Here is a 22,830-nt window from a genome sequence, read left to right as displayed (position 1 = left end):
CGTGGAGCCGGGGGCGCCGCGAGCGGATCGGGAGGACCCACCGCCCGGGCCAGGGCCGCCCGGGTCAGAGCAGCGCCCTGGCCAGAGCCGCCCCGATCAGAACAGCGCCCTGAAGGCGTTCCAGCCGCCGCCGATCAGCATGCGGGAGCCGTACCCCCCGCGGCACGTGCCCTGGTAGTGGTAGAGCGTGCCCGAGGTGTCGCGGGCGACCAGGTCGGCGCAGCCGTCACCCGAGGTGTCGCCGACTCCGACCAGGGACGAGTAGACCTGCCAGCCGGGGCCGACCTTCACCCGGGCCGTCACACCGCCCGTCGCCGTGCCGTGGTAGCGCCACAGCACGCCGGACGCGTCGACGCCCAGCAGGTCGCCGCGGCCGTCGCCGTTCAGGTCGCCGACGCCGGTTATCTTCTTGTACAGCTTCCAGTTGGTGCCGATCCGGACGCGGGGCTTCACCCGGTGGTCGGCCGTACCGGCGTAGAAGTACATGTCGCCGGTCGACGTCTGGCGGGCGATCAGGTCGGTGAGGCCGTCGCCGTTCGCGTCGCCGGGGGACGTCAGGACGTCGTACTGTCCCCAGCCGGAGCCGATCGGCGTGTACGGCGAGGAGGCCGAGACCACCTTCCCGCATCCGGGCCGGTACGCCCGCAGCTGGTCGCCGACCCGGGCGAGGACGTCGGCGCAGCCGTCGCCGTTCACGTCGCCGAAGGGCACCAGGACCGACGTGGTCGCGAACTTCGCGCCCGTACCCGCGAGGCGTGCCGAGAAGGCGCCGTACCCGTTGCCCCGGTACATCGACACCAGGCCCGCCGTGTCCATCACCAGGAGGTCACCCTGCGCGTCGTTCCCGGCCATGTCCCGCCAGGCCGGCCGGCCGCCGGAGACGATGACCGTGCCGGTCAGGGACAGGTCCCTGCCCTGCCCGTCGGCCGGGTTCACCTGCAGGTGCCAGGTGTACGTGCCGTTCGCCACGGGCTTCCCGGCGGCCGTCCTGCCGTCCCACGAGACGTCGATACGTCCCCGGGTCTCATCGGCCCCGAAGGTGCGCAGGGCGTTCCCGGTGTACCGGTCACGCACCGTCAGCCGCCATATCGAGGCGGGCCTGGACAGCGCCCAGGACGCCTTCCAGCCGTCCTGCGGCCGCATGCCGGCCGGCACCTTCGCCGAGGCGGCGGTGAGGTCGGAGGTGGGAACGCCGGGCCACACGACGTGGACGCGGTTCCGCGCGTCCTTGTAGGCGACGGGCCCGCCGAAGCGGTCGACGGTCCAGAACTCGCGGCGGGCGCCACGGACGGGTGCGGAGTCGACGAGCGTCCGCACCACGGCCCGCCCGGTGGTGACGTCGGTGAGCCGGAGGTACTCGTCGGAGTCCCGGTCGACGACATAGCCGTCACCCAGGAGGGCCGCGTCGGCCACGCCCAGGGACAGAGGAACTTTCTTGTTCGTCCTGAGGTCGATCACTCCCCGCTGCTGGGTCGACCCGCACCCCCAGTACAGCCAGCGCCCGGCAGCCGCCTGAAGCTCCGTCGGGACGCACGCCACGCCGGTCGTGACCTTGCCGAGGTCCTTGCCGGTGGCCAGGTCCGTACGCGCCACCTCGCCCGCCGTGGCCGTGCCCGCGTACAGCGTGTCGCCCCAGAGGGCCGCCGCAGTCTCCGGCTGCTCGCGGACGATGATCTGCGCGTCGAGGTCGACGACATACGTCTTGGCGCGTCCCTCGAAGACCACCCGCCCGCCGAACGCGTCGACGATCCGTCCGTCCGTCTCGCCGGTGAGCACCCGGCTCACCTGACCGGTGGAGGTACGGGCGGTGACCTCCAGCGGCTTGAAGTCGTCCTGGGCCAGATAGACCGTACGGCCGTCCCCGCTGTCGAACAGCGGCGTGGTTCTCCTCAGGGCCTTCGACTCGGCCCCCGCCCACACCGGCTGCGGATCACCGGTGTGCACCGGCCCGACGGGCAGCGTCCTTCCGTAGAAGCCGCTGCCCTTCGACGTGCTCCGCTCCAGGGTGGAGAGCCGGCCCGCGCCGAGGGCGAGCGCTGCCACCTCGGCCGGAATCGGCTCCACGCGGCGCAGCTTCTCCAGAAGCGGGGCGCCGCCGTCCTTCGCCGGGACGGCCTTGAGGAGGGACCAGTCGGTGGCGGAGCTGCCGCCGACGACGGCCACGCCTCCGCCCGCGATCTGGGTGAGCTCCGCCTCGGCACCCGTCAGAAGCGTCTGCGCGGGCTTGTCGGGGTGCAGAGCGACGAGCTTCCGCTGGAGAGACGCACCGATGCCGGGGACCTGGCCCAGGGCGAGGACCCAGTCGCCGACCAGGGCGATACGGGCCGTGCTCAGGCCCTCGGGGAGGACGACGGTCCGCTCGGGGCCGGTGAGCGCGGCGCGCTCGCGGATGTGGACCGTGCGGCTGCCGTCGATCCAGGCGATCCGGTCGGGGCTCAGCGCCACCGGGGCCACGGGCGCGTTGCCGGTCGCGGTGCGCTCGGGGATCACGGTCATCCGTCCGGTGTCCGGATCGACGATGCCGAGGTCGGAGAAGCCGTACGCGTACGGGTCGACACCCCGGGCGAAGCGGAGGACGGCCGTGGAACCGTCGCCGGCCGCGAGCTGCGCCTGTTCCACATTGGCGTCCGCGGGCCAGCCGGTGACGGGCGTACGGGTCCCGTTCGGGTCGTCGGCGCGCACCAGGTAGTACCCGGCGTTCGTGCCCGTCGCGGCGGAGGCGCCCTGCCGGAAGAGCAGGACGTCACCGACCAGGCCCACGTAACTCGCGTCGGTGGGGATGTCGAACGGCCGCTCGGTGCCGGTCTCCAGGTCGCGGACGGCGTGGAGGCCGATGCCCGGCTGGACGTACAGGTGGCGCCCGCCGTTGCCGGACTCGGCGAAGCGCTGGGCCCCCTTCCCGTAGCCCAGGCTGACGTTCTTCGCGGGGTCGGTGAAGTCCGTCCACTCCAGTTCCCCGCCGTACGGCCGGTCGGGGTCCTCCGTCTCGTGCACGTAGCCCGTGGGGCCGACGGCGGTGACGCTCTGCTGCCGGGGCAGGGCCCGCCAGTTGGGCGCGATGTCCAGCTGGTCGATACCGACCACGGGCGCGGCGCCCGCGACGGGCGCGAGACCCGCCCCCGTGGCGGCCATGACGGCGGCGAGCAGGACGGCACGCGCGCGGGTTCGCCGCGCGGCTGCGGTACGAGACAAGAAGGCCCCTCCCGGGGGGTGATCCATCGCTGAACGGCGTACGGTCGAACGCCCGGTCCTCCCACGCGTCCCTGTACGAGACCGACCCGCCCCCGTGATGGTTGTACGGGAACGGGCCGGTCTTCTCACACGTCGGTCGGGACCATCGCGACAGAAAGAGCGGGGCCCGTACGACACCAGGTGTCGTACGGGCCCCGCTCCTTCAGGTCAGTGGACCTCAGCCGTTGCGCTTCCAGCGCGGCTTGTCGTCGCGGCGGCCGAAGCCACCCGTCGAGCCGGCCGAGCCGGTGGAGCCGGTGCCGCGGTGGTCGTCACGGCGGCCGTACGGACGGTCGCCGCCGCCCGCGCGGAAGCCGCCGGCCGGACGGTCGTCGCGACGGTCGCGGTTGAACGGACGGTCGCTGCCACGGTGGCCGCCGGTCGGACGGTCGTTGTCGCGGCGCTCGAAGGAACGGCCGCCACGGTCGTCACGGTTGAAGCCACCGGAGGGACGGTCGTCGCGGCGGAAGCCGCCACGGTCGCCACCGCGGTCGTCACGGTTGAAGCCGCCCGACGGACGGTCGTCACGGCGGAAACCACCGGACGGACGGTCGTTGTCACGGCGGAAGCCGCCCGAGGGACGGTCGTCGCGGCGGAAGCCGCCACGGTCGCCACCACGGTCGTCACGGTTGAAGCCACCGGACGGACGGTCGTCACGGCGGAAACCACCGGACGGACGGTCGTTGTCACGGCGCTCGAAGGAACGGCCGCCGCGGTCGTCACGGTTGAAGCCGCCCGACGGACGGTCGTCACGGCGGAAACCACCGGACGGACGGTCGTTGTCGCGACGGAAGCCGCCACGGTCACCACCGCGGTCGCCGCCACGGAAACCACCGCGGTCACCACGGTCGTCACGGTTGAAGCCGCCACGGTCGCGGCGCTCGTAGTTGCCCCGGTCGTCGCGGGCCGCCGGACGCTCCTCGCGGCGCTGCTCCTCGGCGCGCGCGGCACGCTCGGCCTCCACCGCGGCGGCGGCGACCTCGGCCTCGGCGGCCTCGGTCACCTCGGCCACGGCGGCCTCCGGGTCCTCGCCGCGCTCACGGGCGGCGCGGGCCACCAGACGGTCGGCCTCCTCGCGGAGCTCGACCGCACGGCGCTGGAGGCGCTCCAGCTGCTTGGTCAGCTCGACGACCTCGCGCTCGGCCTGCTTGGCGGCGTTGTTCGCGGAGTCCGACTGGACCTCGGTCAGCGAACGCGCACCGGTGATCTCGGCGACCTCGGGGTCGAAGGCGCCGGCGCTCTGGATGATGTGGCGCGAGGCGTCGACGCCCGCGTCCTCCATCAGCCGGAAGATCTGGCGGCGCTGGTGCGGCAGCGAAAGCGACACGACGACACCGGACTTGCCGGCGCGGGCCGTACGGCCCGAGCGGTGCAGGTAGTCCTTGTGGTCACCGGCCGGGTCCACGTTCAGGACCAGGTCGATGCCGTCGACGTGGATGCCGCGGGCGGCGACGTCGGTGGCGACCAGCGCGTTGACGTAGCCGTCCTTGAAGTCGGCGAGCACGCGGGTACGGGCGCCCTGCGTCATGCCGCCGTGCAGCGCGTCCGCCTTCACGCCGGCCTCGACGAGCTGCTCGGCGATGCGGTCGGCGCCCAGCTGGGTGCGGACGAAGATGATCGTGCGGCCCTTGCGGGCGGCGATGGCGGCCGTGACCGGCGCCTTGTCCTTCGGCTTCACGACGAGGACGTGGTGGGTCATGGTCGTGACGTTGCCCTGGGCGCTGTCGACCTCGTGCGTGACGGGGTTGTTCAGGTAGCGCTTGACCAGCGTGCCGATCTCGTTCTCCATGGTCGCGGAGAAGAGCATGCGCTGGCCGCCGGCCGGGATCTGGTCGAACAGCTCGGTGACCTCGGGCAGGAAGCCCAGGTCGGACATCTGGTCGGCCTCGTCGAGGACGGCGACCTGGACGTTCGCGAGCGAGCAGGCGCCGCGGTTGATGATGTCGCGCAGTCGGCCCGGGGTGGCGACGAGGACGTCGACACCGCGCTCCAGGGCGTAGATCTGGTTGCCCATGGACGTACCGCCGCAGACGACCTTGATCTTCAGGCCGAGCACGTCGCCGTACGGCTGGAGGGCGTCCGCGACCTGCATCGCGAGCTCACGGGTCGGGGTGAGGATGACCGCGCGGGGCTTCTTCTTCTCGGTGTGCCCGCCGGCCAGCTGGGCCAGGGTCGGCAGACCGAAGGAGAGGGTCTTGCCGGAGCCGGTACGGCCACGGCCCAGGATGTCCTTGCCGGCCAGGGCGTCCGGGATGGTCGCCGCCTGGATCGGGAAGGGGGTGGTGACGCCGTTCTGCGCGAGCTTGCGCACGACGCCTTCCGGCAGACCGAGGTCGCCGAAGGTGATGGTGGGCTCGGCGGGCTCCTCGACGGAGTCGTCCGAGTCGGTGTCGATCGCGTCGGTGATGTCGGTGACGTCGATCGCGTCGACGATGTCGTCGGCCTCGACGGAGACGATCTCGGTGACCTCTACGGCCTCGACGATCTCGTCGTTCTCGGGCATGACGGCGTGGTCAGAACTGAAAATGGACATGCGAAATGCGAAACCTTCCGGAGTCTCGGCACGCGCCCGTCAACTCCGTGAATTCGCAAATCGACCGCCTCGATGCGGTCAGCCACGGCTAGGGAGAGTACGCGCCACACGGCGCTCTTCTGTGTCGGCGCCGGGCAATGGGATCAAACGATCTACCACCATACGCACCCTCCCCCACCTATGGCAAACCGGACTCCGTCACACCGGTCCGACCTGCGGAGACGCCGTCGGCTCCGCGGGCGCTCCCGGCCCGTCCGCCGCCCGTACGCCGGCCATCTGGGCCTCGGGTCCCGGCGTCGCCGGATCGGTGGGGTTCGAGGTCGGTTCCGGCGTCGGCTCGGGGGTCTGCGTCGTCGGCTCCGGGGTCGGCTCGGGGCTCGGATCGGTCGGCTCGGGCGTCGGCGTGGATCCGCCACCGCCCGGGCCGCCGGACCCTCCGGCGCTTCCGCCACCGCCGTCCCCGCCCCCGCCACCGCTGCCGCCGTTCCCGCCGCCGTTCGCGCCGCTCCCCGCGGAGCCGCCCGCGCCACCGCCCGGGCCGTCATGGCCGCCGCCCGTCGGCTGCGGCTTGGACGGGCCGCCGTGGCCGCCGGACCCCTCCACGGGCAGCACCGCACCCGGGGTGGGCTTCGCCGTGCCCGAGGGTGAGCCACTCGGCACCGGGGACTCCGTACCCGCTCCGGCCGCGTCCGGGCCGCCGGTGTCCGGATGGGCGCGCCAGGAGCCGCCGTCGCCGCCCGGGGCGCCGGCCTCGCCGCCGCCGGACCCGGTCGCCACGCCCCGCTTCCCGCCGGACGCGCCGGGCGCCGGCTTCACCCCCTCGTCGCTCACACTCATACAGCCGCTCAGACCGGCACAGGCCGCGACGGCCAGCGCGGTGGCGGCCCATCTCACCGGGGTGGGCAAATGGCGCACGGGGGCACCTCCAGGACACAACAGGCAGGGAACGGAACGCGTTGCACTGCCCAACTCCCCCGGCGCCACAAGGGACACGGCCCCCGTGACAGGGACACGGCCCCCCGGCCCGAGGGCGCGCGGCCGCCCGGCTCAGCCGTAGCCCAGCGCGTGCAGCCTCTCGTCGTCGATGCCGAAGTGGTGGGCGATCTCATGGACGACGGTGATCTCGGTCTCCGCGACCACGTCCTCCTTCGACTCGCACATCCGCAGCGTCGGCCCCCGGTAGATCGTGATCCGGTCAGGCAGCACACCGGCGTACCACTCACCGCGCTCGGTCAGCGGCGTCCCCTCGTAGAGCCCGAGCAGCTCGGGATCGTCGGGGGAGGGCTCGTCCTCCACGAACACCGCCACGTTGTCCATCAGCCGCGTCAGCTCCGGCGGGATCCGGTCCAGGGCCTCGGCGACAAGCTCCTCGAACTCCTCGCGCGTCATCTCCAGCACGCGCCCATTCTCCCCCCGGGGGAAACCGTTTTGGCGATAGCGGCGGGGATCCCATATGCTTCTCACGTCCCCGACGCGCTGAGAAGCACGAAGGTGGGCCTTTAGCCCTCATCGTCTAGTGGCCCAGGACGCCGCCCTTTCAAGGCGGTAGCACGGGTTCGAATCCCGTTGGGGGTACGCATCACCGTGTGCGAGACTAGTGCTCGCACATAGCAAGGCTCTGTGGAGCAGTTGGTTAGCTCGCCACCCTGTCAAGGTGGAGGTCGCGGGTTCAAGTCCCGTCAGAGTCGCTGAGGCTGGAAACAGCTTCGTGGCTGGGTAGCTCAGTTGGTACGAGCGATCGCCTGAAAAGCGATAGGTCGCCGGTTCGACCCCGGCCCCAGCCACAAACAGAAGGCCCCGTTCGAAAGAGCGGGGCCTTCTTCGTGTCCGTGAACAGCGGGGACCGTACGGGGGAGAGGCCCGCGCCCCTCCCCCGTGACCGTCACATCTCCTCGCCCTCCCGCGTACGGCTCCCCCGCCTGCCCCGCACCGCGAGCCCCAGCGCCACCACGGCCACCACCGCCACGAGCAGGGCCCAGTCCGGGACCGCCCGGCCGAGGGAGGCCACCCGCTGCTCCACCGCGAACGAGGCGTCCACCGACAGCAGGCCCGGCAGCGCCGTCGTCCCGTCGAAGACCAGGAAGAGCGCCCCGAGGGCCACGAAGAACAGGCCCGAGAGCAGCGAGGTCGAGTGGAGCGTGAGCCGCCCGAGCCGGATGGGCCGGCCGCGCAGCCAGGACCGCCGGCCCAGGTCGTACCGCTCCCAGAGCAGCGCGAGGACGAACAGCGGGACCGCCATGCCGAGCGCGTACACCGCGAGGAGCAGCCCTCCGTACGCCGGGCTGCCGCTCAGCGCGGCCACCGTCAGGACGCTGCCCAGGATCGGGCCCGCGCAGAAGCCCGCGAGGCCGTAGACCAGGCCGAGGGCGTAGACGGAGAGCGCCGACGTGGGCCGGATCCGGCCGCTCGCCTCGGCGATCCGGCGGGAGGCGAAGCCGAGACCGAGGATCTGGAGGACGCCGAGCCCGATGATCAGCCAGCCGCCGGCGGTGACGAGGAGGTCCCGGTGGCCGTAGAAGAGGCGACCGGCGAAGGAGCCGGCCGCGCCCAGCGGGACGAGGGTGGTGGCCAGGCCCGCGTAGAGGATGCCGGTCCTGGCCACCAGCTTCGCGCGCGTGTCGATGGAATACGCGAAGAAGGCGGGCAGGAGCAGGGCGCTGCACGGGCTGAGGAGGGCGAGCAGGCCGCCGAGGAACGCGGCGAAGTATCCGATGCCGGAGGTCACGGCGTGCCCGGGGCGGCCGACGCGCCCGACGCGCCCGACGTGGCAGACGTGCCCGGCGCACCCGACGTGCCCGGCGTGGCCTTCGCGGCAGCGCTCTTCGCCGCCGCCTCGATCGCCTCCGTGAAGGTCTCCAGGGGCTGCGCGCCCGCGATCGGCCGGCCGTTGATCAGGAAGGACGGGGTGGAGGTGGCGCCGAGGCCGTACCCCTGCTCCTGGTCCTCGCGGACGGCCTCGCGGGCCGCCGCCCCCTCGGTGTCCTTCGCGAACCGGGCCGCGTCGGGGACGCCCGCCTCCTTCGCGAGGGCGGCGAGGCGGTCCTTCCCGAAGCCCTTCTCCTTGGCGCCCTCCGCGTAGGCGGCCTTGTGGAACTCCCAGAACCGGCCCTGCTGCCCGGCCGCCCAGGAGGCGCGGGCGGCGGCCTCGGACTCCTCGCCGAAGATCGGGAAGTTGCGCCATTCGATGCGCAGGGTGCCGTTGTCGACGTACTTCTCGATCAGGACCGGCTCGGTGTCCCGGGCGAACTTCCCGCAGTAGCCGCACTTGAAGTCGGCGTACTCGATGAGCACGACGGGCGCGTCGGCCCGGCCGAGGGCCAGCTTGTCGGAGGCGTCGCGGCGGGCGTACGCCTCCAGCTCGGGATAGACGCCGGCGGACGGGTCGGCGGACACCTCGGCGACGGCCGAGGAGCCGGAGGAGCCCGGGGACGAGGGCTTGGTGGCGGTGAAGGAGACGACGCCGAGCAGCGCGGCGGCGACGGCCACCCCGGAGACGAGGGCGATGGGCTTGGCCTTGGACATGCGGAAGTGCTCCTGAAGGGATCAGAGGTGTGGACGGCTGAGGAGGCCGTCTCTCTAGACCCTCAGGACCGACAGCTCCACCGGCGAAGGCGGTACGCGCGCGGGTGGCTCGCGGCCGGGCTTCGCGGCCCGGCCGTCCGGCTCCGGCTGCCGGACCCCGCACGGCGTCGTCCGGTCGGCGGCGAGCGCCGGCAGCAGCTCGGCGAAGCCATGCGCGCGCGGCGGTACGACGGGACCCTCGGCCCCCTCGTCGGCGGGATGACCCGGATCACAGCCGGGCACGGCGGCGCCGGTGACGACCGGGCTCCCCGCGGGGACGCTCACCGCCGTCCCGCAGACCAGGAGACCGAGCACCAGGCCCGTCAGCGCGGCGAACGCCGCCAGCGCGCGGGTGGTGCGGAACATGCGAAACCTCTCCGGTCCGGTCGGCGTGCCCGAAATAGTACGCACCCGATCACCGGCGCCCGGCGAGGCCACTCGTAAATCGGTTCGCCGCTTCTCGGCCGCAGGTGCGATCCTGGATTCCGTATGTCTACTTCCTTCGCCGCCCTCCAGTCCGTCCTGGCCGAGGTCTCGCTGCGGGACTCCCACCGGCTCGGCCGCCGTCTCGAAGGCGCCCGCCGCATCCGCAAGCCCGAGGCCCGCGCGGCCGTCCTGGACGAGATCGCCGCCGAGGCGGCCAAGGCCAAGGAGCGTGTCGACGGGCGCGCCTCACGCGTGCCCGAGGTCACCTATCCCGAGCAGCTGCCCGTCTCGCAGAAGAAGGACGAGATCCTGGAGGCGATACGCGACCACCAGGTCGTGATCGTCGCCGGTGAGACGGGCTCGGGAAAGACCACCCAGATCCCGAAGATCTGCCTGGAGCTCGGCCGGGGCGTCCGGGGCATGATCGGGCACACCCAGCCCCGCCGGATCGCGGCCCGTACGGTCGCCGAGCGGGTCGCCGAGGAGCTGCGGACACCGCTGGGCGAGGCCGTCGGCTGGAAGGTCCGGTTCACCGACCAGGTGAACCCCGACGCGACCTTCGTGAAGCTGATGACGGACGGCATCCTCCTCGCCGAGATCCAGACGGACCGCGAGCTGCGCGCGTACGACACGATCATCATCGACGAGGCCCACGAGCGGTCCCTGAACATCGACTTCCTGCTCGGCTATCTGGCCCAGCTGCTTCCCAAGCGCCCCGACCTCAAGGTCGTGATCACCTCCGCGACCATCGACCCGGAGCGCTTCTCCCGCCACTTCGGCGACGCCCCGATCGTCGAGGTCTCCGGGCGTACGTATCCGGTCGAGGTCCGTTACCGGCCGCTCCTCGAGGAGGACAGCGAGGACTCGGACCGGGACCAGATCACCGCGATCTGCGACGCCGTCGACGAGCTGCAGTCCGAGGGCCCCGGCGACGTCCTCGTCTTCCTCTCCGGCGAGCGGGAGATCCGGGACACGGCGGACGCGCTCCTCAAGCGGCAGCTCCGCAACACGGAGATCCTCCCCCTCTACGCGCGCCTGTCCCACGCCGAGCAGCACCGGGTCTTCCAGGCGCACTCCGGCCGCCGGGTCGTCCTCGCCACGAACGTCGCCGAGACGTCCCTGACCGTCCCCGGCATCAAGTACGTGATCGATCCGGGCACCGCCCGCATCTCCCGCTACTCGCACCGCACGAAGGTGCAGCGGCTGCCGATCGAGCCGGTCAGCCAGGCCAGCGCCAACCAGCGCAAGGGCCGCTGCGGCCGTACGTCCGACGGCATCTGCATCCGGCTGTACTCGGAGGACGACTTCCTCTCGCGGCCGGAGTTCACGGACGCCGAGATCCTCCGTACGAACCTGGCCTCCGTCATCCTGCAGATGACCGCGGCAGGCCTGGGCGAGATCGAGAAGTTCCCCTTCATCGACCCGCCGGACCACCGGAACATCCGGGACGGCGTGCAGCTCCTCCAGGAGCTGGGCGCGATCGACCCGGCCGAGAAGGACCCCAAGAAGCGGCTCACCCCGCAGGGCCGGAAGCTGTCCCAGCTCCCCGTCGACCCGCGCCTGGCCCGGATGGTCCTGGAGGCCGACAAGAACGGCTGCGTCCGCGAGGTCATGGTCATCGCGGCCGCGCTCTCCATCCAGGACCCGCGCGAGCGGCCGGCGGAGAAGCAGGCGCAGGCCGATCAGCAGCACGCCCGGTTCAAGGACGAGACCAGCGACTTCCTCGCCTTCCTGAACATGTGGCGGTACATCCGGGAGCAGCAGAAGGAGCGCGGCTCGTCGTCGTTCCGCCGAATGTGCAAGCAGGAGTACCTGAACTTCCTGCGCATCCGCGAGTGGCAGGACATCTACGCGCAGCTGCGGACGGTCGCGAAGCAGCTGGGCATCCACGTCAACGAGGAGGACGCGCCGGAGCAGTCGGTGCACATGTCCCTCCTCGCCGGTCTGCTCTCGCACATCGGCATGAAGGACGTGAAGGAGGGCGCGAAGAACGACTACCTGGGCGCCCGCAGCGCCAAGTTCGCGATCTTCCCCGGCTCCGCGCTCTTCAAGAAGCCCCCGCGCTTCGTCATGTCCGCCGAGCTGGTCGAGACCTCGCGCCTCTGGGCCCGGGTCAACGCCCGGATCGAGCCCGAGTGGATCGAGCCGCTCGCCCAGCACCTGGTGAAGAAGACGTACAGCGAGCCGCACTGGGAGAAGGACCAGGCGGCCGTGATGGCCTTCGAGAAGGTGACGCTGTACGGCGTCCCGATCATCGCCGACCGCAAGGTCAACTACGGCCGGATCGACCCCGAGGTCTCCCGCGACCTGTTCATCAGGAACGCGCTCGTCGAGGGCGACTGGCGCACCCACCACAAGTTCTTCGCGGACAACCGCAAGCTCCTCACCGAGGTCGAGGAGCTGGAGCACCGGGCCCGCCGCCGGGACATCCTCGTCGACGACGAGACCCTCTTCGACTTCTACGACAAGCGCGTCCCCGAGCACGTCGTGTCGGGAGCCCACTTCGACTCCTGGTGGAAGCACAAGCGCCACGAGGAGCCGGAGTTCCTCGACTTCGAGCGCGAGATGCTCATCAACGAGAAGGCCGCCGGGGTCACCAAGGACGACTACCCGGACTCCTGGCGGCAGGGGCCGCTGAAGTTCCGGGTGACGTACCAGTTCGAGCCGGGCGCGGACGCCGACGGCGTGACCGTCCACATCCCGCTCCAGGTGCTCAACCAGGTGACGGACGAGGGCTTCGAGTGGCAGATCCCCGGTCTGCGGGCGGAGGTCGTCACGGAGCTGATCCGCTCCCTGCCGAAGCCGATCCGCCGCCACTACGTCCCCGCGCCGAACTTCGCGACCCGCTTCCTGGACGCCGTGGTGCCCGTGCAGGAGCCCCTGGACGGGGCGCTCGCACGCGAGCTCCAGCGGATGGTCGGCGTCCCGGTCACGGCCGAGGACTTCGACTGGGCGAAGGTCCCCGACCACCTCAAGGTGACGTTCCGGATCGTCGACGAGCGGCGCAGGAAGCTCGCCGAGGACAAGGACCTGGAGACCCTGCGGCTCCAGCTGCGCCCCAAGGCCCGCAAGGCCCTCTCACAGGCCGCGGCGGCCGCCACGGCGGGCCCTGACGGCTCCGGGCCCTCCCTGGAGCGCACGGGGCTCACGGACTGGACGATCGGGACGCTCACGAAGGTCTTCGAGACCAAGCGGGGCGGCCAGCCGGTCAAGGCGTATCCGGCGCTCGTGGACGAGGGCGCGACCGTCGCCGTCCGGCTCTTCGACACGGAGGCCGAGCAGGAGCGGGCGATGTGGCGGGGCACCCGGAAGCTGATCATGCTGAACATCCCGGTGAACCCGGCGAAGTTCGCCTCGGACAAGCTGACCAACCAGCAGAAGCTGGCCCTGTCCTCGAACCCGCACGGCTCGATCCAGGCCCTCTTCGACGACTGCGCGACCGCCGCCGCGGACAGGCTGATCGCGGACAACGGCGGCCCGGCGTGGGACGAGGAGTCCTTCCGGAAGCTGTACGACAAGGTCCGCGCGGACCTCGTCGACACGACCGTACGGACGGTGGGCCAGGTCCAGCAGATCCTGGCGGCCTGGCAGGCCTGCGAGCGCCGGCTGAAGTCGACGAACAGCCTGGCACTGATCAACAACCTGACCGATGTGCGCGCGCAGCTGGCCTGGCTGATGCCGGCCGGCTTCGTCACCCGTACGGGGCTCAAGCGGCTGCCCGACCTGATGCGCTACCTCGTGGCGGTGGACCGGCGGCTCCAGCAGATGCCGACCGGGGTGCAGCGGGACACCACCCGGATGGAGAAGGTCCAGGAGATGCAGGACGAGTACGCCTGGCTCCTCGAACAGCTCCCGAAGGGGCGCCCGGTGCCGTCCGAGGTCACCGACATCCGCTGGATGATCGAGGAGCTGCGGGTGAGCTATTTCGCGCACGCGCTCGGCACGGCGTACCCGGTCTCGGACAAGCGGATCGTGAAGGCGATCGACGCGGCGGCACCCTGACGGTCCGGGCCGGACCGCTCCGGCGGTTCGGCCCCGGCCGGCCGGACGGTCCCGTCCGCCGGTGAGTTCGACCGGACCGCTGACCTGCTGTACAGTCTTCCTCGCAGCCACTTCGCAGAGGTTGCGAACGAGGTCCTGTGGAGCAGTTGGTTAGCTCGCCACCCTGTCAAGGTGGAGGTCGCGGGTTCAAGTCCCGTCAGGATCGCTTTCACGAAAGGCCCGCATCACGCGATGCGGGCCTTTCGTTGTGTTCCCGTGTCTTGACGGGGCCACGCGCCCGCGGGTACCCCGTACATCAGGGAATCGGGGGCCCACACCGGAGGTGGTCGCGCATGGCCGCGGCGTCCGCTGCACGGCACGACACACGAGCGCTGCTGCGCGCCCATCTGGCGGCCGCGTCCCGCTACGGGCACCTCACCCGCCACTGCGTGGTCTGTCACCGCCTCCTGCGGCTCGCCATGGAGTTCCCGGAGCCCGAGGGGCCCGAGGGGCCGGCCGTGACCACGGAGGACGAAAGTCCCAGCGACCCATGACCAACGGCGGGTTGGGGGCGGCGCGGGAAGTGGGAGGCTGTTCTTTGGCAAGACTTCGCCGGTGTGACGGGAGTCACTGAGGCAGTTTCAGAAACCCCTGCACTTACACCCTCCCTACACCAGCCCGATTTAATATGTGCAATTGCACCGATCCCCGGGGAGTGGCGTCGGGCACAAAAGAAGATCGCGCCAGACCCGGCGGAGTCCAGCGCGATCGTTGACGAAGGCCTGTTGGGGCAGGAATCCGTCGGCAGAGCTAGGGGTGGGCGACCGGATTGGGGGATCCGGACAGGCCCGGTGTTACGGGGTGGTGCGGGGTGTTTGCGCGACCTCAGGCCTCGCTGCGCTGCTGCGGAATGCCCGCCAGCAGCGCGCGAACCTCAGCTTCGCGGTACCGGCGGTGTCCACCCAGGGTGCGGATGGACGTGAGCTTCCCGGCCTTCGCCCAACGGGTCACCGTCTTCGGGTCCACACGGAACATCGTGGCAACCTCGGCAGGGGTCAGCAGCGGCTCGGCATCAGGGGTGCGAGCGGTCATGAGCGGCCTCCTCGGGAGAACCGAACCATCTCGGTTCTTTCCTCTAAATTCTGCACCTTGACCCGCGTTGCCCGAAATGGCAGAAGCGGGCCGAGTCGGTTATAGGACGAACGGCTTGTCCTCGGCACTACAACTACACCATCCGTCCAGCCACGTCGGCCAAACCGATGGAATTGCCCTCGCAGGTGTTCATCAGCGGCGGAAGTCGATGGACCATGCCATAACGGACAGTCACGCGGCTGTGACCATCAGTCACAGCCGCGATCAGGAGCCCTCAGACCCCCCATAGAGTGCAATGCTGAGCGTTCCGCCCATAGATGGACGGAAGGAACCCTCCCCGGACTCCTTGTCCTATTTTGGCACGAGGGTGGGCGATGGGCGCAAGGGTGCGTTACGTGCTGTCCGTCACGCTTGAGCCAAAGGCCCGGATCGGGACCAACGTCCCCGCCCGGCGGGTGCCGAAAGACCCGCACACCCGAGCGCCGAGATTCGGGCAGACGGGATTCGGACATCCCCGAAGATCATTTACACCGGTCGGACATGTCTTGTCGATACCGACCTGACGAAGATGCCCGACTGATGTCAGTTCGCGAAGCGCAGCTCCCTGACCACACGCCAGCGCTCCGCGAGGCGGCCGTACGCCTCGCTCGCCCCCTCGCCGTCGCCGGCCCGCAGCGCCTCGATCCCCTCCGCCATCTGCGCCGCCGACCGGTCCCCCGCCAGCCACTCCTCGGGGACCGCGTGCACCAGACCCCCGAAGTCCAGCTCCACGAGCGCCCGCGGATGGAACTCCTCCAGCCAGCGCCCGACCTCGATGAGCCCCTCCGTCATGGGACCGTCGTCGATCGACTCCCGCAGCGCCCGGAGCGCCCGCGCGAGACGCCGGCGCGCCTGCGCCATCGTCGTCCGGTAGCGCAGCACCGGCGCCCGGCCGGGCCCCGTGCCCCCCGCACCGCCCGGCTCCCCCGGCTCGTACTGCCGGTCCTCGTCCCCGAAGAGCGCGAACCAGCGCAGCGGCACCTGCCAGACCGCCGTACGGATCCAGGGCCGGGCATCCGGGTTCCTGCTCAGCCACCGCTCGTAGTCGCTCGCCACCTGAACGCGCACCACCGGCGGCAGCATCGCGTCGAGCACCGACTCGGGGAACTGCCCGTCCAGCTCCTGGAGCGCCAGCCACCCCCGCAGCCGGGTCCGCCACGGGCAGATCACCACCACCCCGTCCAGATGGGCGACGAAGGCCTCCCCGCTCTCGTGTACCGGCACCGGGACCGGCGGGGTCGGCAGCAGGTCCGCGAGCGACCGGCGCAGCTCGTCCTGCGCCCCCGGCGTGCGCGGCCGGCGCGCGTACCCGGCCCAGTGGGTCCGCTCCGGCTCGGGAAACGCGGCCAGCGGCTCGTACACCCGCAGATAGGACGCGTAGGGGATGAGGACCGAGGAGGCGACCGACATGTCGCGAATCCTTCCACGGAGGTACTCCGGGAGGGGGTGATCCTGAGCACTGAGGCCGATCTACGCCCAGGTAGCACTTACTCTCTTGCCGAACTGGTCCTCCCCCACCCGCAGGGAGGACCGAAACCGCCGCTTCGTACTTGGGAGTCACCACCGTGACCGATGTGACCGGCGTTCCTGCTGACGTACTGCGCACCCTGTTCCACTCGGAGCAGGGTGGCCACGAGCAAGTCGTGCTCTGCCAGGACCGCGCCACCGGCCTCAAGGCCGTCATCGCCCTCCACTCCACCGCCCTGGGCCCCGCCCTCGGCGGCACCCGTTTCTACCCGTACGCCACCGAGGCCGAGGCGATCGCCGACGCGCTCAACCTGGCCCGCGGGATGTCGTACAAGAACGCCATGGCCGGTCTCGACCACGGCGGCGGCAAGGCCGTCATCATCGGCGACCCCGAGAAGATCAAGACCGAGGAGCTCCTCCTCGCCTACGGGCGCTTCGTCGCCTCCCTCGGCGGCCGGTACGTCACGGCCTGCGACGTCGGCACCTACGTCGCCGACATGGACGTCGTCGCCCGGGAGAACACCTGGACCACCGGACGCTCCCCCGAGAACGGCGGCGCCGGCGACTCCTCCGTCCTCACCGCCTTCGGCGTCTTCCAGGGCATGCGCGCCTCCGCGCAGACCCTGTGGGGCGACCCGAGCCTGCGCGGCCGCAAGGTCGGCGTCGCGGGCGTCGGCAAGGTCGGCCACTACCTCGTCGAGCACCTCCTGGAGGACGGCGCCGAGGTCGTCATCACCGACGTGCGCGAGGAGTCGGTGCGCCGGATCACCGACAAGCACCCGCAGGTCACCGTGGTCGCCGACACGGACGCGCTGATCCGCGTCGAGGGTCTCGACATCTACGCGCCCTGCGCGCTCGGCGGCGCCCTGAGCGAGGCGACCGTGCCGTTCCTCACCGCGAGCATCGTCTGCGGCGCGGCCAACAACCAGCTCGCCCACCCGGGCATCGAGAAGGACCTCGTGGAGCGCGGGATCCTCTACGCGCCCGACTACGTGGTCAACGCCGGTGGCGTGATCCAGGTCGCCGACGAGCTGCACGGCTTCGACTTCGACCGGTGCAAGGCGAAGGCCACGAAGATCTTCGACACCACGCTCGAGATCTTCGCACGTGCGAAGGCCGACGGGATCCCGCCGGCCGCGGCCTCCGACCGGATCGCCGAGCAGCGGATGGCGGACGCGCGGCGCGGCTGACCCTCGGGCCCAGCGGTACGGAGGGCCGGTCCGCCACCGGGGAGACTTCGCTCACGCCCCTCGGCGGGTCGGCCCTCCAGAAGAGGTTAAAATCGCGATTGACCAGCGAGGAAAGAGCTCCTCGAAGGTTCTGTACCGGGGTATGTGATGCGCGCGGCGTACCGTAGACCCGCGGAAACAGGTACCGTTGAAGCTCTACGGACCGGTCTCTCTGTCGAGAGTCCGTTCCGACTCATGAACGCGTGTCAAGACTCTGGGGCCACCGAGCCCCGTCACCGAGGGGGTCGAGCCATGGGGCGCGGCCGGGCAAAGGCCAAGCAGACCAAGGTCGCCCGCCAGCTGAAGTACAGCAGCGGCGGGACGGACCTGACGCGTCTGGCCAATGAGCTGGGCGCTTCGACTTCGAGTCAGCCGCCGAATGGCGAGCCGTTCGAGGACGACGACGAGGAAGACGACCCGTACGCCCAGTACGCGGATCTCTACAACACGGACGACGAGGACGAGGACGACGAGTCCGGTCCCACGTCGTCCCCGCGTCGCGCTTGACCTTCTGAATCGCACCGCAGAAACCCGGTCCGGGATCACCCGGCCGGGTTTCTGTGCTGTCCGCGTACACCTTCGGGCTCCGGACCGGCCCTTGTCCCGGGGAACGCGGGCGGGGCGCCCCTCAGGAGCGCCCCGCCGCCTCGTACCGCTCGTGCCGGCTACTTCGCGTAGTCCCCGACCAGCTCCGCGCCGGTGGTGTGCGCGCCGCGCTCGGTGATCTCGCCGGCGACCCAGGCCTCGACGCCCCGGTCCGCCAGCGTCGTCAGGGCCGCGTCCACGGACTCGCCCGGGACGACGGCCATCATGCCGACGCCCATGTTCAGGGTCTTCTCCAGCTCCAGGCGCTCCACCTGACCGGCCGTGCCGACCAGGTCGAAGATCGCGCCCGGCGCCCAGGTCGAGCGGTCCACCGTGGCGTGCAGGCCGTCCGGGATCACCCGGGCCAGGTTGGCGGCGAGACCGCCGCCCGTGATGTGGCTGAACGCGTGGACGTCCGTGGTCCTGGTGAGGGCCAGGCAGTCCAGGGAGTAGATCTTCGTGGGCTCGAGGAGCTCCTCGCCCAGGGTCCGGCCGAGCTCCTCGACCCGCTGGTCGAGGGTCATGCCGGCGCGGTCGAAGACCACGTGCCGGACGAGCGAGTACCCGTTGGAGTGAAGACCCGAGGAGGCCATGGCGATGACCGCGTCCCCCGTACGGATGCGATCGGCGCCGAGGAGCCGGTCGTACTCCACGACACCCGTGCCGGCGCCCGCGACGTCGAAGTCGTCCGGGCCGAGGAGGCCCGGGTGCTCGGCCGTCTCGCCGCCGACCAGGGCGCAGCCGGCCAGGACACAGCCCTCGGCGATGCCCTTGACGATGGCGGCGACCCGCTCCGGGTGGACCTTGCCGACGCAGATGTAGTCGGTCATGAAGAGCGGCTCGGCACCGCAGACCACGATGTCGTCCATGACCATCGCGACCAGGTCGTGGCCGATCGTGTCGTACACGCCCATCTGGCGGGCGATGTCGACCTTCGTACCGACGCCGTCGGTGGCCGAGGCGAGGAGCGGACGCTCGTAGCGCTTGAGGGCGGAGGCGTCGAAGAGGCCGGCGAAGCCCCCGAGGCCACCGAGGACCTCAGGGCGCCGCGTCTTCTTCACCCACTCCTTCATGAGCTCGACGGCGCGGTCACCCGCTTCGATGTCGACGCCCGCGGACGCGTAGCTGGCACCGGTGCCCGCGTGCGGAGCACGCTTGGAAGATTCAGCAGGCATGCTGGGAACTTTCGTGTCGTACTGCGGGGCGCAGCGGGTTCTCACGGTCGACGCAGCGCGTCGGATGCCGCGGTGGCCGCCGGGCCGGCGGCCAGCTCCGTCTCCAGGAGCTGCTTGCCGAGCAGCTCGGGGTCCGGCAGCTCCATCGGGTACTCGCCGTCGAAGCAGGCACGGCAGAGGTTCGGCTTCTGGATCGTCGTCGCCTCGATCATCCCGTCGAGCGAGATGTACGAGAGGGAGTCCGCGCCCAGCGACTTGCCGATCTCGTCGATCGACATGCCGTTGGCGATCAGCTCCGCGCGGGTGGCGAAGTCGATGCCGAAGAAGCAGGGCCACTTCACCGGCGGGGAGGAGATCCGGATGTGGATCTCGGCCGCGCCGGCCTCACGGAGCATCTTGACCAGGGCGCGCTGGGTGTTGCCGCGGACGATCGAGTCGTCGACGACCACCAGGCGCTTGCCCTTGATGACGTCCTTGAGGGGGTTCAGCTTCAGCCGGATGCCGAGCTGGCGGATGGTCTGGGAGGGCTGGATGAAGGTGCGCCCGACGTAGGCGTTCTTCACCAGGCCCGCGCCGAAGGGGATGCCCGATGCCTCGGCGTAGCCGATGGCGGCAGGGGTGCCGGACTCCGGCGTCGCTATGACCAGGTCGGCCTCGACGGGCGCCTCCTTCGCCAGGCGGCGGCCCATCTCCACACGGGAGAGGTACACGTTCCGGCCGGCGATGTCGGTGTCGGGGCGCGCCAGGTACACGTACTCGAAGACACAGCCCTTGGGCTTCGCTTCCGCGAATCGCGAGGTACGGATGCCGTTCTCGTCGATCGCGATCATCTCGCCCGGCTCGACCTCGCGGACGTAGCTGGCGCCGCAGATGTCGAGGGCGGCGGACTCCGACGCGACGACCCAGCCGCGCTCCAGACGGCCGAGGACCAGCGGGCGGATGCCCTGCGGGTCACGGGCCGCGTAGAGCGTGTGCTCGTCCATGAAGACGAGGGAGAAGGCGCCCCGGACATCGGGGAGGACCTTCGCGGCAGCCTGCTCGATGGTGAGCGGAGTGCCGTCCTCGTCGACCTGGGCGGCGAGGAGCGCCGTGAGGAGGTCGGTGTCGTTGGTGGCCGCCACCCGGGTGGTGCGGCCTTCCTTCTTGGGCAGGTCGGCGACCATCTCGGCGAGCTGCGCCGTGTTCACCAGGTTGCCGTTGTGGCCGAGCGCGATCGAGCCGTGGGCGGTTGCCCGGAACGTCGGCTGCGCGTTCTCCCACACGGAGGCACCGGTGGTCGAGTAGCGGGCGTGACCGACCGCGATATGACCTTGGAGGGAACCGAGAGAGGTCTCGTCGAAGACCTGGGACACGAGGCCCATGTCCTTGAAGACGAGGATCTGGGAGCCGTTGCTGACCGCGATACCCGCGGATTCCTGGCCCCGATGCTGGAGGGCGTAGAGCCCGAAGTACGTGAGCTTTGCGACCTCTTCACCCGGAGCCCAGACACCGAAGACGCCACAAGCGTCCTGGGGGCCCTTCTCACCGGGAAGCAGGTCGTGATTGAGTCGACCGTCACCACGTGGCACGTTTCCGAGTGTAGACGGGCTCGACCACTGGTCCGAATTGGCGAAATCCGAGCTCTCGCCGCTCGTGCGATCGCACCAAATGATCATCTCTGGGCTGGACGGGCCTACGAGGCAGGCGGGGTAAGGGATCGGACCCCGGACCGCCCCGGCGAGCGGACGCTCGTACCAGGCCCCGGACACCCCTGCGATGTGACGGAGTTCGCAATCCCGGGGTCATCGGAGCTCGTGAAACACCCCCGCAACGCGCCCGCCACACCCGGTCCCGGGGTGCGAGACGCCGTTGACAGGTGCGCGGAAGCTGGACGAAGCTCCAGCCCCATGCAGCCCCTGCGTGACCCCTCGGTCACCCTCGTCCAGCGCCGACACGTGGACCTCGTCCGTGTCGCGAGCGCCGGCTGTCGCTGCGCCTGACCGGCTTCCCGGTCCCTCCCCCACCCCTTTCCCCGTCTCATTCCCTCCCCTCCGCCCGCCTCCGCCCGGGGTCGCCGCCGCCGGGACCGGAGACGTACCCGTGCGCCCGTCTGGAGACCCGTATGCCCACGCCCCTGTCCCGCCGCGCCTTCGGCGGTGCCGCCGCCGGAGCCGCCGCCGCGGCCGCCGTCGGCGCGACCGCCGCCCCGGCCCAGGCCGCCACGACCCCGGCCGCCGCGCCCGAGGAGCGCGACTTCCGGGCCGCGAGCCCGCGCCGCCACTCCCCGCGGCCCAACATCCTCTTCATCCTCGGCGACGACCTCGGCTGGGCCGACCTCTCCTCGTACGGCTCACCGCACATCCGCACCCCGAACCTCGACCGGCTCGCACGCCAGGGCGTCCGCTTCACCGACGCCTACTCCGGCTCCGCGACCTGCTCCCCCACCCGCTTCAGCCTCTACACGGGCCGCTACCCCGGCCGTACGAAGGGCGGCCTCGCCGAACCCATCGCCGACCGGTCCGCCGGCCTGGAGCCCATCCATCCCACGCTCGCCTCGCTGCTCCGCGACGCGGGGTACGCCACCGCCCTCATCGGCAAGTGGCACTGCGGCTACCTCCCCGACTACTCCCCCACCCGGTCCGGCTGGGACGAGTTCTTCGGGAACTTCGGCGGAGCCCTGGAGTACTACTCGAAGCTCGGCCTCGGCGGCGAGTACGACCTCTACGAGGGCGACGCCGCCTACAAGGACCTGCGCTACTACACCCGGATCCTCACCGAGCGGGCGAGCGAATACGTCAGTCGCGACCACGACCGGCCCTGGCTCCTCAACCTGAACTTCACCACCCCCCACTGGCCGTGGGTCGCCGACGGCGACAAGGAGACCAGCGACGAGATCACCCGCCGCATCAAGGCGGGCGACGGACGGGCGCTCTGGCACCAGGACGGCGGTTCGGTCGAGAAGTACGGGCAGATGGTCGAGGACCTCGACCGGTCGATCGGCACGGTCCTGGCCGCCCTGCGCCGCTCCGGCCGGGAGCGCGACACCCTCGTCTTCTTCGCCAGCGACAACGGCGGCGAACGGTTCTCCTACAACTGGCCGCTCACCGGCGGCAAGGGCTCGCTCCAGGAGGGCGGCATCCGCGTCCCGTCGATCCTGCGCTGGCCGGCCCGGATCGACGGCGGCCAGGTCAGCCGCCTCCCCGTCTTCACCCCCGACTGGACCGCCACCCTCCTCGAACTGGCCGGCGCACGGCCCGACCCGGCCCACCCCCTCGACGGCACGAGCCTCGCCCGGTACCTGCTGCGCGGCGACGAGGTCCCCGAGCGTGACCTGTTCTGGCGGGTGCGGGGCGAGCGGGCGCTGCGCCGGGGCGACTGGAAGTACTACCGCGGGAAGACCGGCCGCGACCAGCTCTTCCACCTCGGCGGGGACGCCCGCGAGCAGGCGGACCTGGCGGCCGCCGAGCCCGGTCTCACCGCCTCCCTGCGGACGGCGTGGGAACGGATCGACGCGGGGCTCCTGCCCTACTGA

General features: G+C 71.1%; 17 protein-coding genes and 4 tRNA genes. 10 read left to right on the top strand and 11 right to left on the bottom strand.

All coding sequences use genetic code 11. From position 1 onward, the window contains the following. Nucleotides 1-96 precede the first annotated feature (96 nt). From ACZ4VK_RS23750 to ACZ4VK_RS23735, 4 genes are all read right to left on the bottom strand, one after another. Nucleotides 97-3,192 carry an FG-GAP-like repeat-containing protein gene (locus ACZ4VK_RS23750; protein ID WP_468355246.1) on the bottom strand — a complete coding sequence of 1,032 codons (3,096 nt, stop codon included), beginning with the start codon at nt 3,190-3,192 and terminating at the stop codon, nt 97-99. Nucleotides 3,193-3,409: 217 nt separating this feature from the next. Next, a complete protein-coding gene (locus ACZ4VK_RS23745; protein ID WP_468355243.1) occupies nt 3,410-5,764 on the bottom strand; it encodes a DEAD/DEAH box helicase in 2,355 nt (784 codons plus the stop codon). Between the two features lie 198 nt (nt 5,765-5,962). After that, a complete protein-coding gene (locus tag ACZ4VK_RS23740; RefSeq protein ID WP_468355241.1) occupies nt 5,963-6,679 on the bottom strand; it encodes a hypothetical protein in 717 nt (238 codons plus the stop codon). A gap of 132 nt (nt 6,680-6,811) precedes the next feature. Then, a complete protein-coding gene (locus ACZ4VK_RS23735; protein WP_030221363.1) occupies nt 6,812-7,162 on the bottom strand; it encodes a metallopeptidase family protein in 351 nt (116 codons plus the stop codon). A 104-nt stretch (nt 7,163-7,266) separates the two neighbouring features. On the opposite strand from ACZ4VK_RS23735, the gene ACZ4VK_RS23730 reads away from it, so the two are divergent. The 3 genes from ACZ4VK_RS23730 (at nt 7,267) to ACZ4VK_RS23720 (ending at nt 7,548) form a co-directional block, all read left to right on the top strand. Continuing rightward, nucleotides 7,267-7,339: transfer RNA gene (locus ACZ4VK_RS23730), tRNA-Glu, on the top strand. A 39-nt stretch (nt 7,340-7,378) separates the two neighbouring features. After that, a tRNA-Asp gene (locus tag ACZ4VK_RS23725) sits at nt 7,379-7,452 on the top strand. 22 nt (nt 7,453-7,474) lie between these two features. Continuing rightward, nucleotides 7,475-7,548 (top strand) — tRNA-Phe (locus ACZ4VK_RS23720). Between the two features lie 98 nt (nt 7,549-7,646). Here ACZ4VK_RS23720 and ACZ4VK_RS23715 read toward each other — a convergent pair. Genes ACZ4VK_RS23715 through ACZ4VK_RS23705 form a run of 3 tightly spaced genes read right to left on the bottom strand, consistent with a single transcriptional unit; the run spans nt 7,647 to nt 9,691 of the window. After that, a complete protein-coding gene (locus ACZ4VK_RS23715; protein WP_468355238.1) occupies nt 7,647-8,489 on the bottom strand; it encodes a cytochrome c biogenesis CcdA family protein in 843 nt (280 codons plus the stop codon). Next, nucleotides 8,486-9,286 (bottom strand): DsbA family protein, encoded by an 801-nt coding sequence (locus ACZ4VK_RS23710; protein WP_468355235.1) that lies wholly within the window; start codon nt 9,284-9,286, stop codon nt 8,486-8,488. The genes ACZ4VK_RS23715 and ACZ4VK_RS23710 overlap by 4 nt, the downstream gene beginning before the upstream one ends. 54 nt (nt 9,287-9,340) lie before the next feature. Further along, the gene (locus ACZ4VK_RS23705) at nt 9,341-9,691 is read right to left on the bottom strand and encodes a hypothetical protein (RefSeq protein WP_468355232.1); all 351 of its coding nucleotides are present in this window, start codon (nt 9,689-9,691) and stop codon (nt 9,341-9,343) included. 123 nt (nt 9,692-9,814) lie between these two features. Between ACZ4VK_RS23705 and hrpA the strand changes: the two genes are divergently transcribed. From hrpA to ACZ4VK_RS23690, 3 genes are all read left to right on the top strand, one after another. Continuing rightward, on the top strand, nt 9,815-13,753 hold the full coding sequence (hrpA, locus tag ACZ4VK_RS23700) for an ATP-dependent RNA helicase HrpA (RefSeq protein ID WP_468355229.1): 3,939 nt from the start codon (nt 9,815-9,817) through the stop codon (nt 13,751-13,753). A 131-nt stretch (nt 13,754-13,884) separates the two neighbouring features. Beyond that, a tRNA-Asp gene (locus ACZ4VK_RS23695) sits at nt 13,885-13,958 on the top strand. A 127-nt stretch (nt 13,959-14,085) separates the two neighbouring features. Beyond that, the gene (locus ACZ4VK_RS23690) at nt 14,086-14,286 is read left to right on the top strand and encodes a DUF6274 family protein (RefSeq protein ID WP_389684705.1); all 201 of its coding nucleotides are present in this window, start codon (nt 14,086-14,088) and stop codon (nt 14,284-14,286) included. 331 nt (nt 14,287-14,617) lie between these two features. Here ACZ4VK_RS23690 and bldC read toward each other — a convergent pair whose 3' ends face one another. Continuing rightward, on the bottom strand, nt 14,618-14,824 hold the full coding sequence (bldC, locus tag ACZ4VK_RS23685; RefSeq protein WP_003949541.1) for a developmental transcriptional regulator BldC: 207 nt from the start codon (nt 14,822-14,824) through the stop codon (nt 14,618-14,620). A gap of 582 nt (nt 14,825-15,406) precedes the next feature. Further along, entirely contained in the window at nt 15,407-16,273 is an 867-nt protein-coding gene (locus ACZ4VK_RS23680; RefSeq protein WP_468355225.1) for a DUF8083 family protein, read from the bottom strand. Nucleotides 16,274-16,428: 155 nt separating this feature from the next. On the opposite strand from ACZ4VK_RS23680, the gene ACZ4VK_RS23675 reads away from it, so the two are divergent. Both ACZ4VK_RS23675 and ACZ4VK_RS23670 read left to right on the top strand, forming a co-directional pair. Next, on the top strand, nt 16,429-17,520 hold the full coding sequence (locus ACZ4VK_RS23675) for a Leu/Phe/Val dehydrogenase (RefSeq protein ID WP_468355222.1): 1,092 nt from the start codon (nt 16,429-16,431) through the stop codon (nt 17,518-17,520). Between the two features lie 291 nt (nt 17,521-17,811). Next, complete coding sequence (locus ACZ4VK_RS23670) at nt 17,812-18,066, top strand: DUF3073 domain-containing protein (protein WP_468355219.1); 255 nt, start codon at nt 17,812-17,814, stop codon at nt 18,064-18,066. A gap of 158 nt (nt 18,067-18,224) precedes the next feature. Here ACZ4VK_RS23670 and purM read toward each other — a convergent pair whose 3' ends face one another. Both purM and purF read right to left on the bottom strand, forming a co-directional pair. Then, nucleotides 18,225-19,319 (bottom strand): phosphoribosylformylglycinamidine cyclo-ligase, encoded by a 1,095-nt coding sequence (purM, locus tag ACZ4VK_RS23665; RefSeq protein ID WP_468355216.1) that lies wholly within the window; start codon nt 19,317-19,319, stop codon nt 18,225-18,227. Nucleotides 19,320-19,360: 41 nt separating this feature from the next. Beyond that, a complete protein-coding gene (gene purF, locus ACZ4VK_RS23660) occupies nt 19,361-20,887 on the bottom strand; it encodes an amidophosphoribosyltransferase (RefSeq protein ID WP_389684701.1) in 1,527 nt (508 codons plus the stop codon). 318 nt (nt 20,888-21,205) lie between these two features. On the opposite strand from purF, the gene ACZ4VK_RS23655 reads away from it, so the two are divergent. Both ACZ4VK_RS23655 and ACZ4VK_RS23650 read left to right on the top strand, forming a co-directional pair. Further along, entirely contained in the window at nt 21,206-21,298 is a 93-nt protein-coding gene (locus ACZ4VK_RS23655) for a putative leader peptide (protein WP_468355213.1), read from the top strand. A 122-nt stretch (nt 21,299-21,420) separates the two neighbouring features. Beyond that, nucleotides 21,421-22,830, top strand: coding sequence for a sulfatase-like hydrolase/transferase (locus ACZ4VK_RS23650; RefSeq protein WP_468355210.1), 1,410 nt, complete (start codon nt 21,421-21,423; stop codon nt 22,828-22,830).

Source organism: Streptomyces sp. NPDC028711, from assembly GCF_055565415.1.
The sequence above is the reverse complement of the archived record's forward strand: the minus strand, read 5'-3'. Positions and strand labels throughout refer to the sequence as shown.

What these genes read in the sequence shown, in the direction of transcription:
- ACZ4VK_RS23655 (WP_468355213.1), top strand. Translation starts at nt 21,206, where the DNA reads ATGCAGCCCCTGCGTGACCCCTCGGTCACCCTCGTCCAGCGCCGACAC.
- purM (WP_468355216.1), bottom strand. Translation starts at nt 19,319, where the DNA reads ATGCCTGCTGAATCTTCCAAGCGTGCTCCGCACGCGGGCACCGGTGCC.
- hrpA (WP_468355229.1), top strand. Translation starts at nt 9,815, where the DNA reads ATGTCTACTTCCTTCGCCGCCCTCCAGTCCGTCCTGGCCGAGGTCTCG.
- bldC (WP_003949541.1), bottom strand. Translation starts at nt 14,824, where the DNA reads ATGACCGCTCGCACCCCTGATGCCGAGCCGCTGCTGACCCCTGCCGAG.
- ACZ4VK_RS23705 (WP_468355232.1), bottom strand. Translation starts at nt 9,691, where the DNA reads ATGTTCCGCACCACCCGCGCGCTGGCGGCGTTCGCCGCGCTGACGGGC.
- ACZ4VK_RS23745 (WP_468355243.1), bottom strand. Translation starts at nt 5,764, where the DNA reads ATGTCCATTTTCAGTTCTGACCACGCCGTCATGCCCGAGAACGACGAG.
- ACZ4VK_RS23650 (WP_468355210.1), top strand. Translation starts at nt 21,421, where the DNA reads ATGCCCACGCCCCTGTCCCGCCGCGCCTTCGGCGGTGCCGCCGCCGGA.
- ACZ4VK_RS23690 (WP_389684705.1), top strand. Translation starts at nt 14,086, where the DNA reads ATGGCCGCGGCGTCCGCTGCACGGCACGACACACGAGCGCTGCTGCGC.
- ACZ4VK_RS23670 (WP_468355219.1), top strand. Translation starts at nt 17,812, where the DNA reads ATGGGGCGCGGCCGGGCAAAGGCCAAGCAGACCAAGGTCGCCCGCCAG.
- ACZ4VK_RS23680 (WP_468355225.1), bottom strand. Translation starts at nt 16,273, where the DNA reads ATGTCGGTCGCCTCCTCGGTCCTCATCCCCTACGCGTCCTATCTGCGG.
- ACZ4VK_RS23710 (WP_468355235.1), bottom strand. Translation starts at nt 9,286, where the DNA reads ATGTCCAAGGCCAAGCCCATCGCCCTCGTCTCCGGGGTGGCCGTCGCC.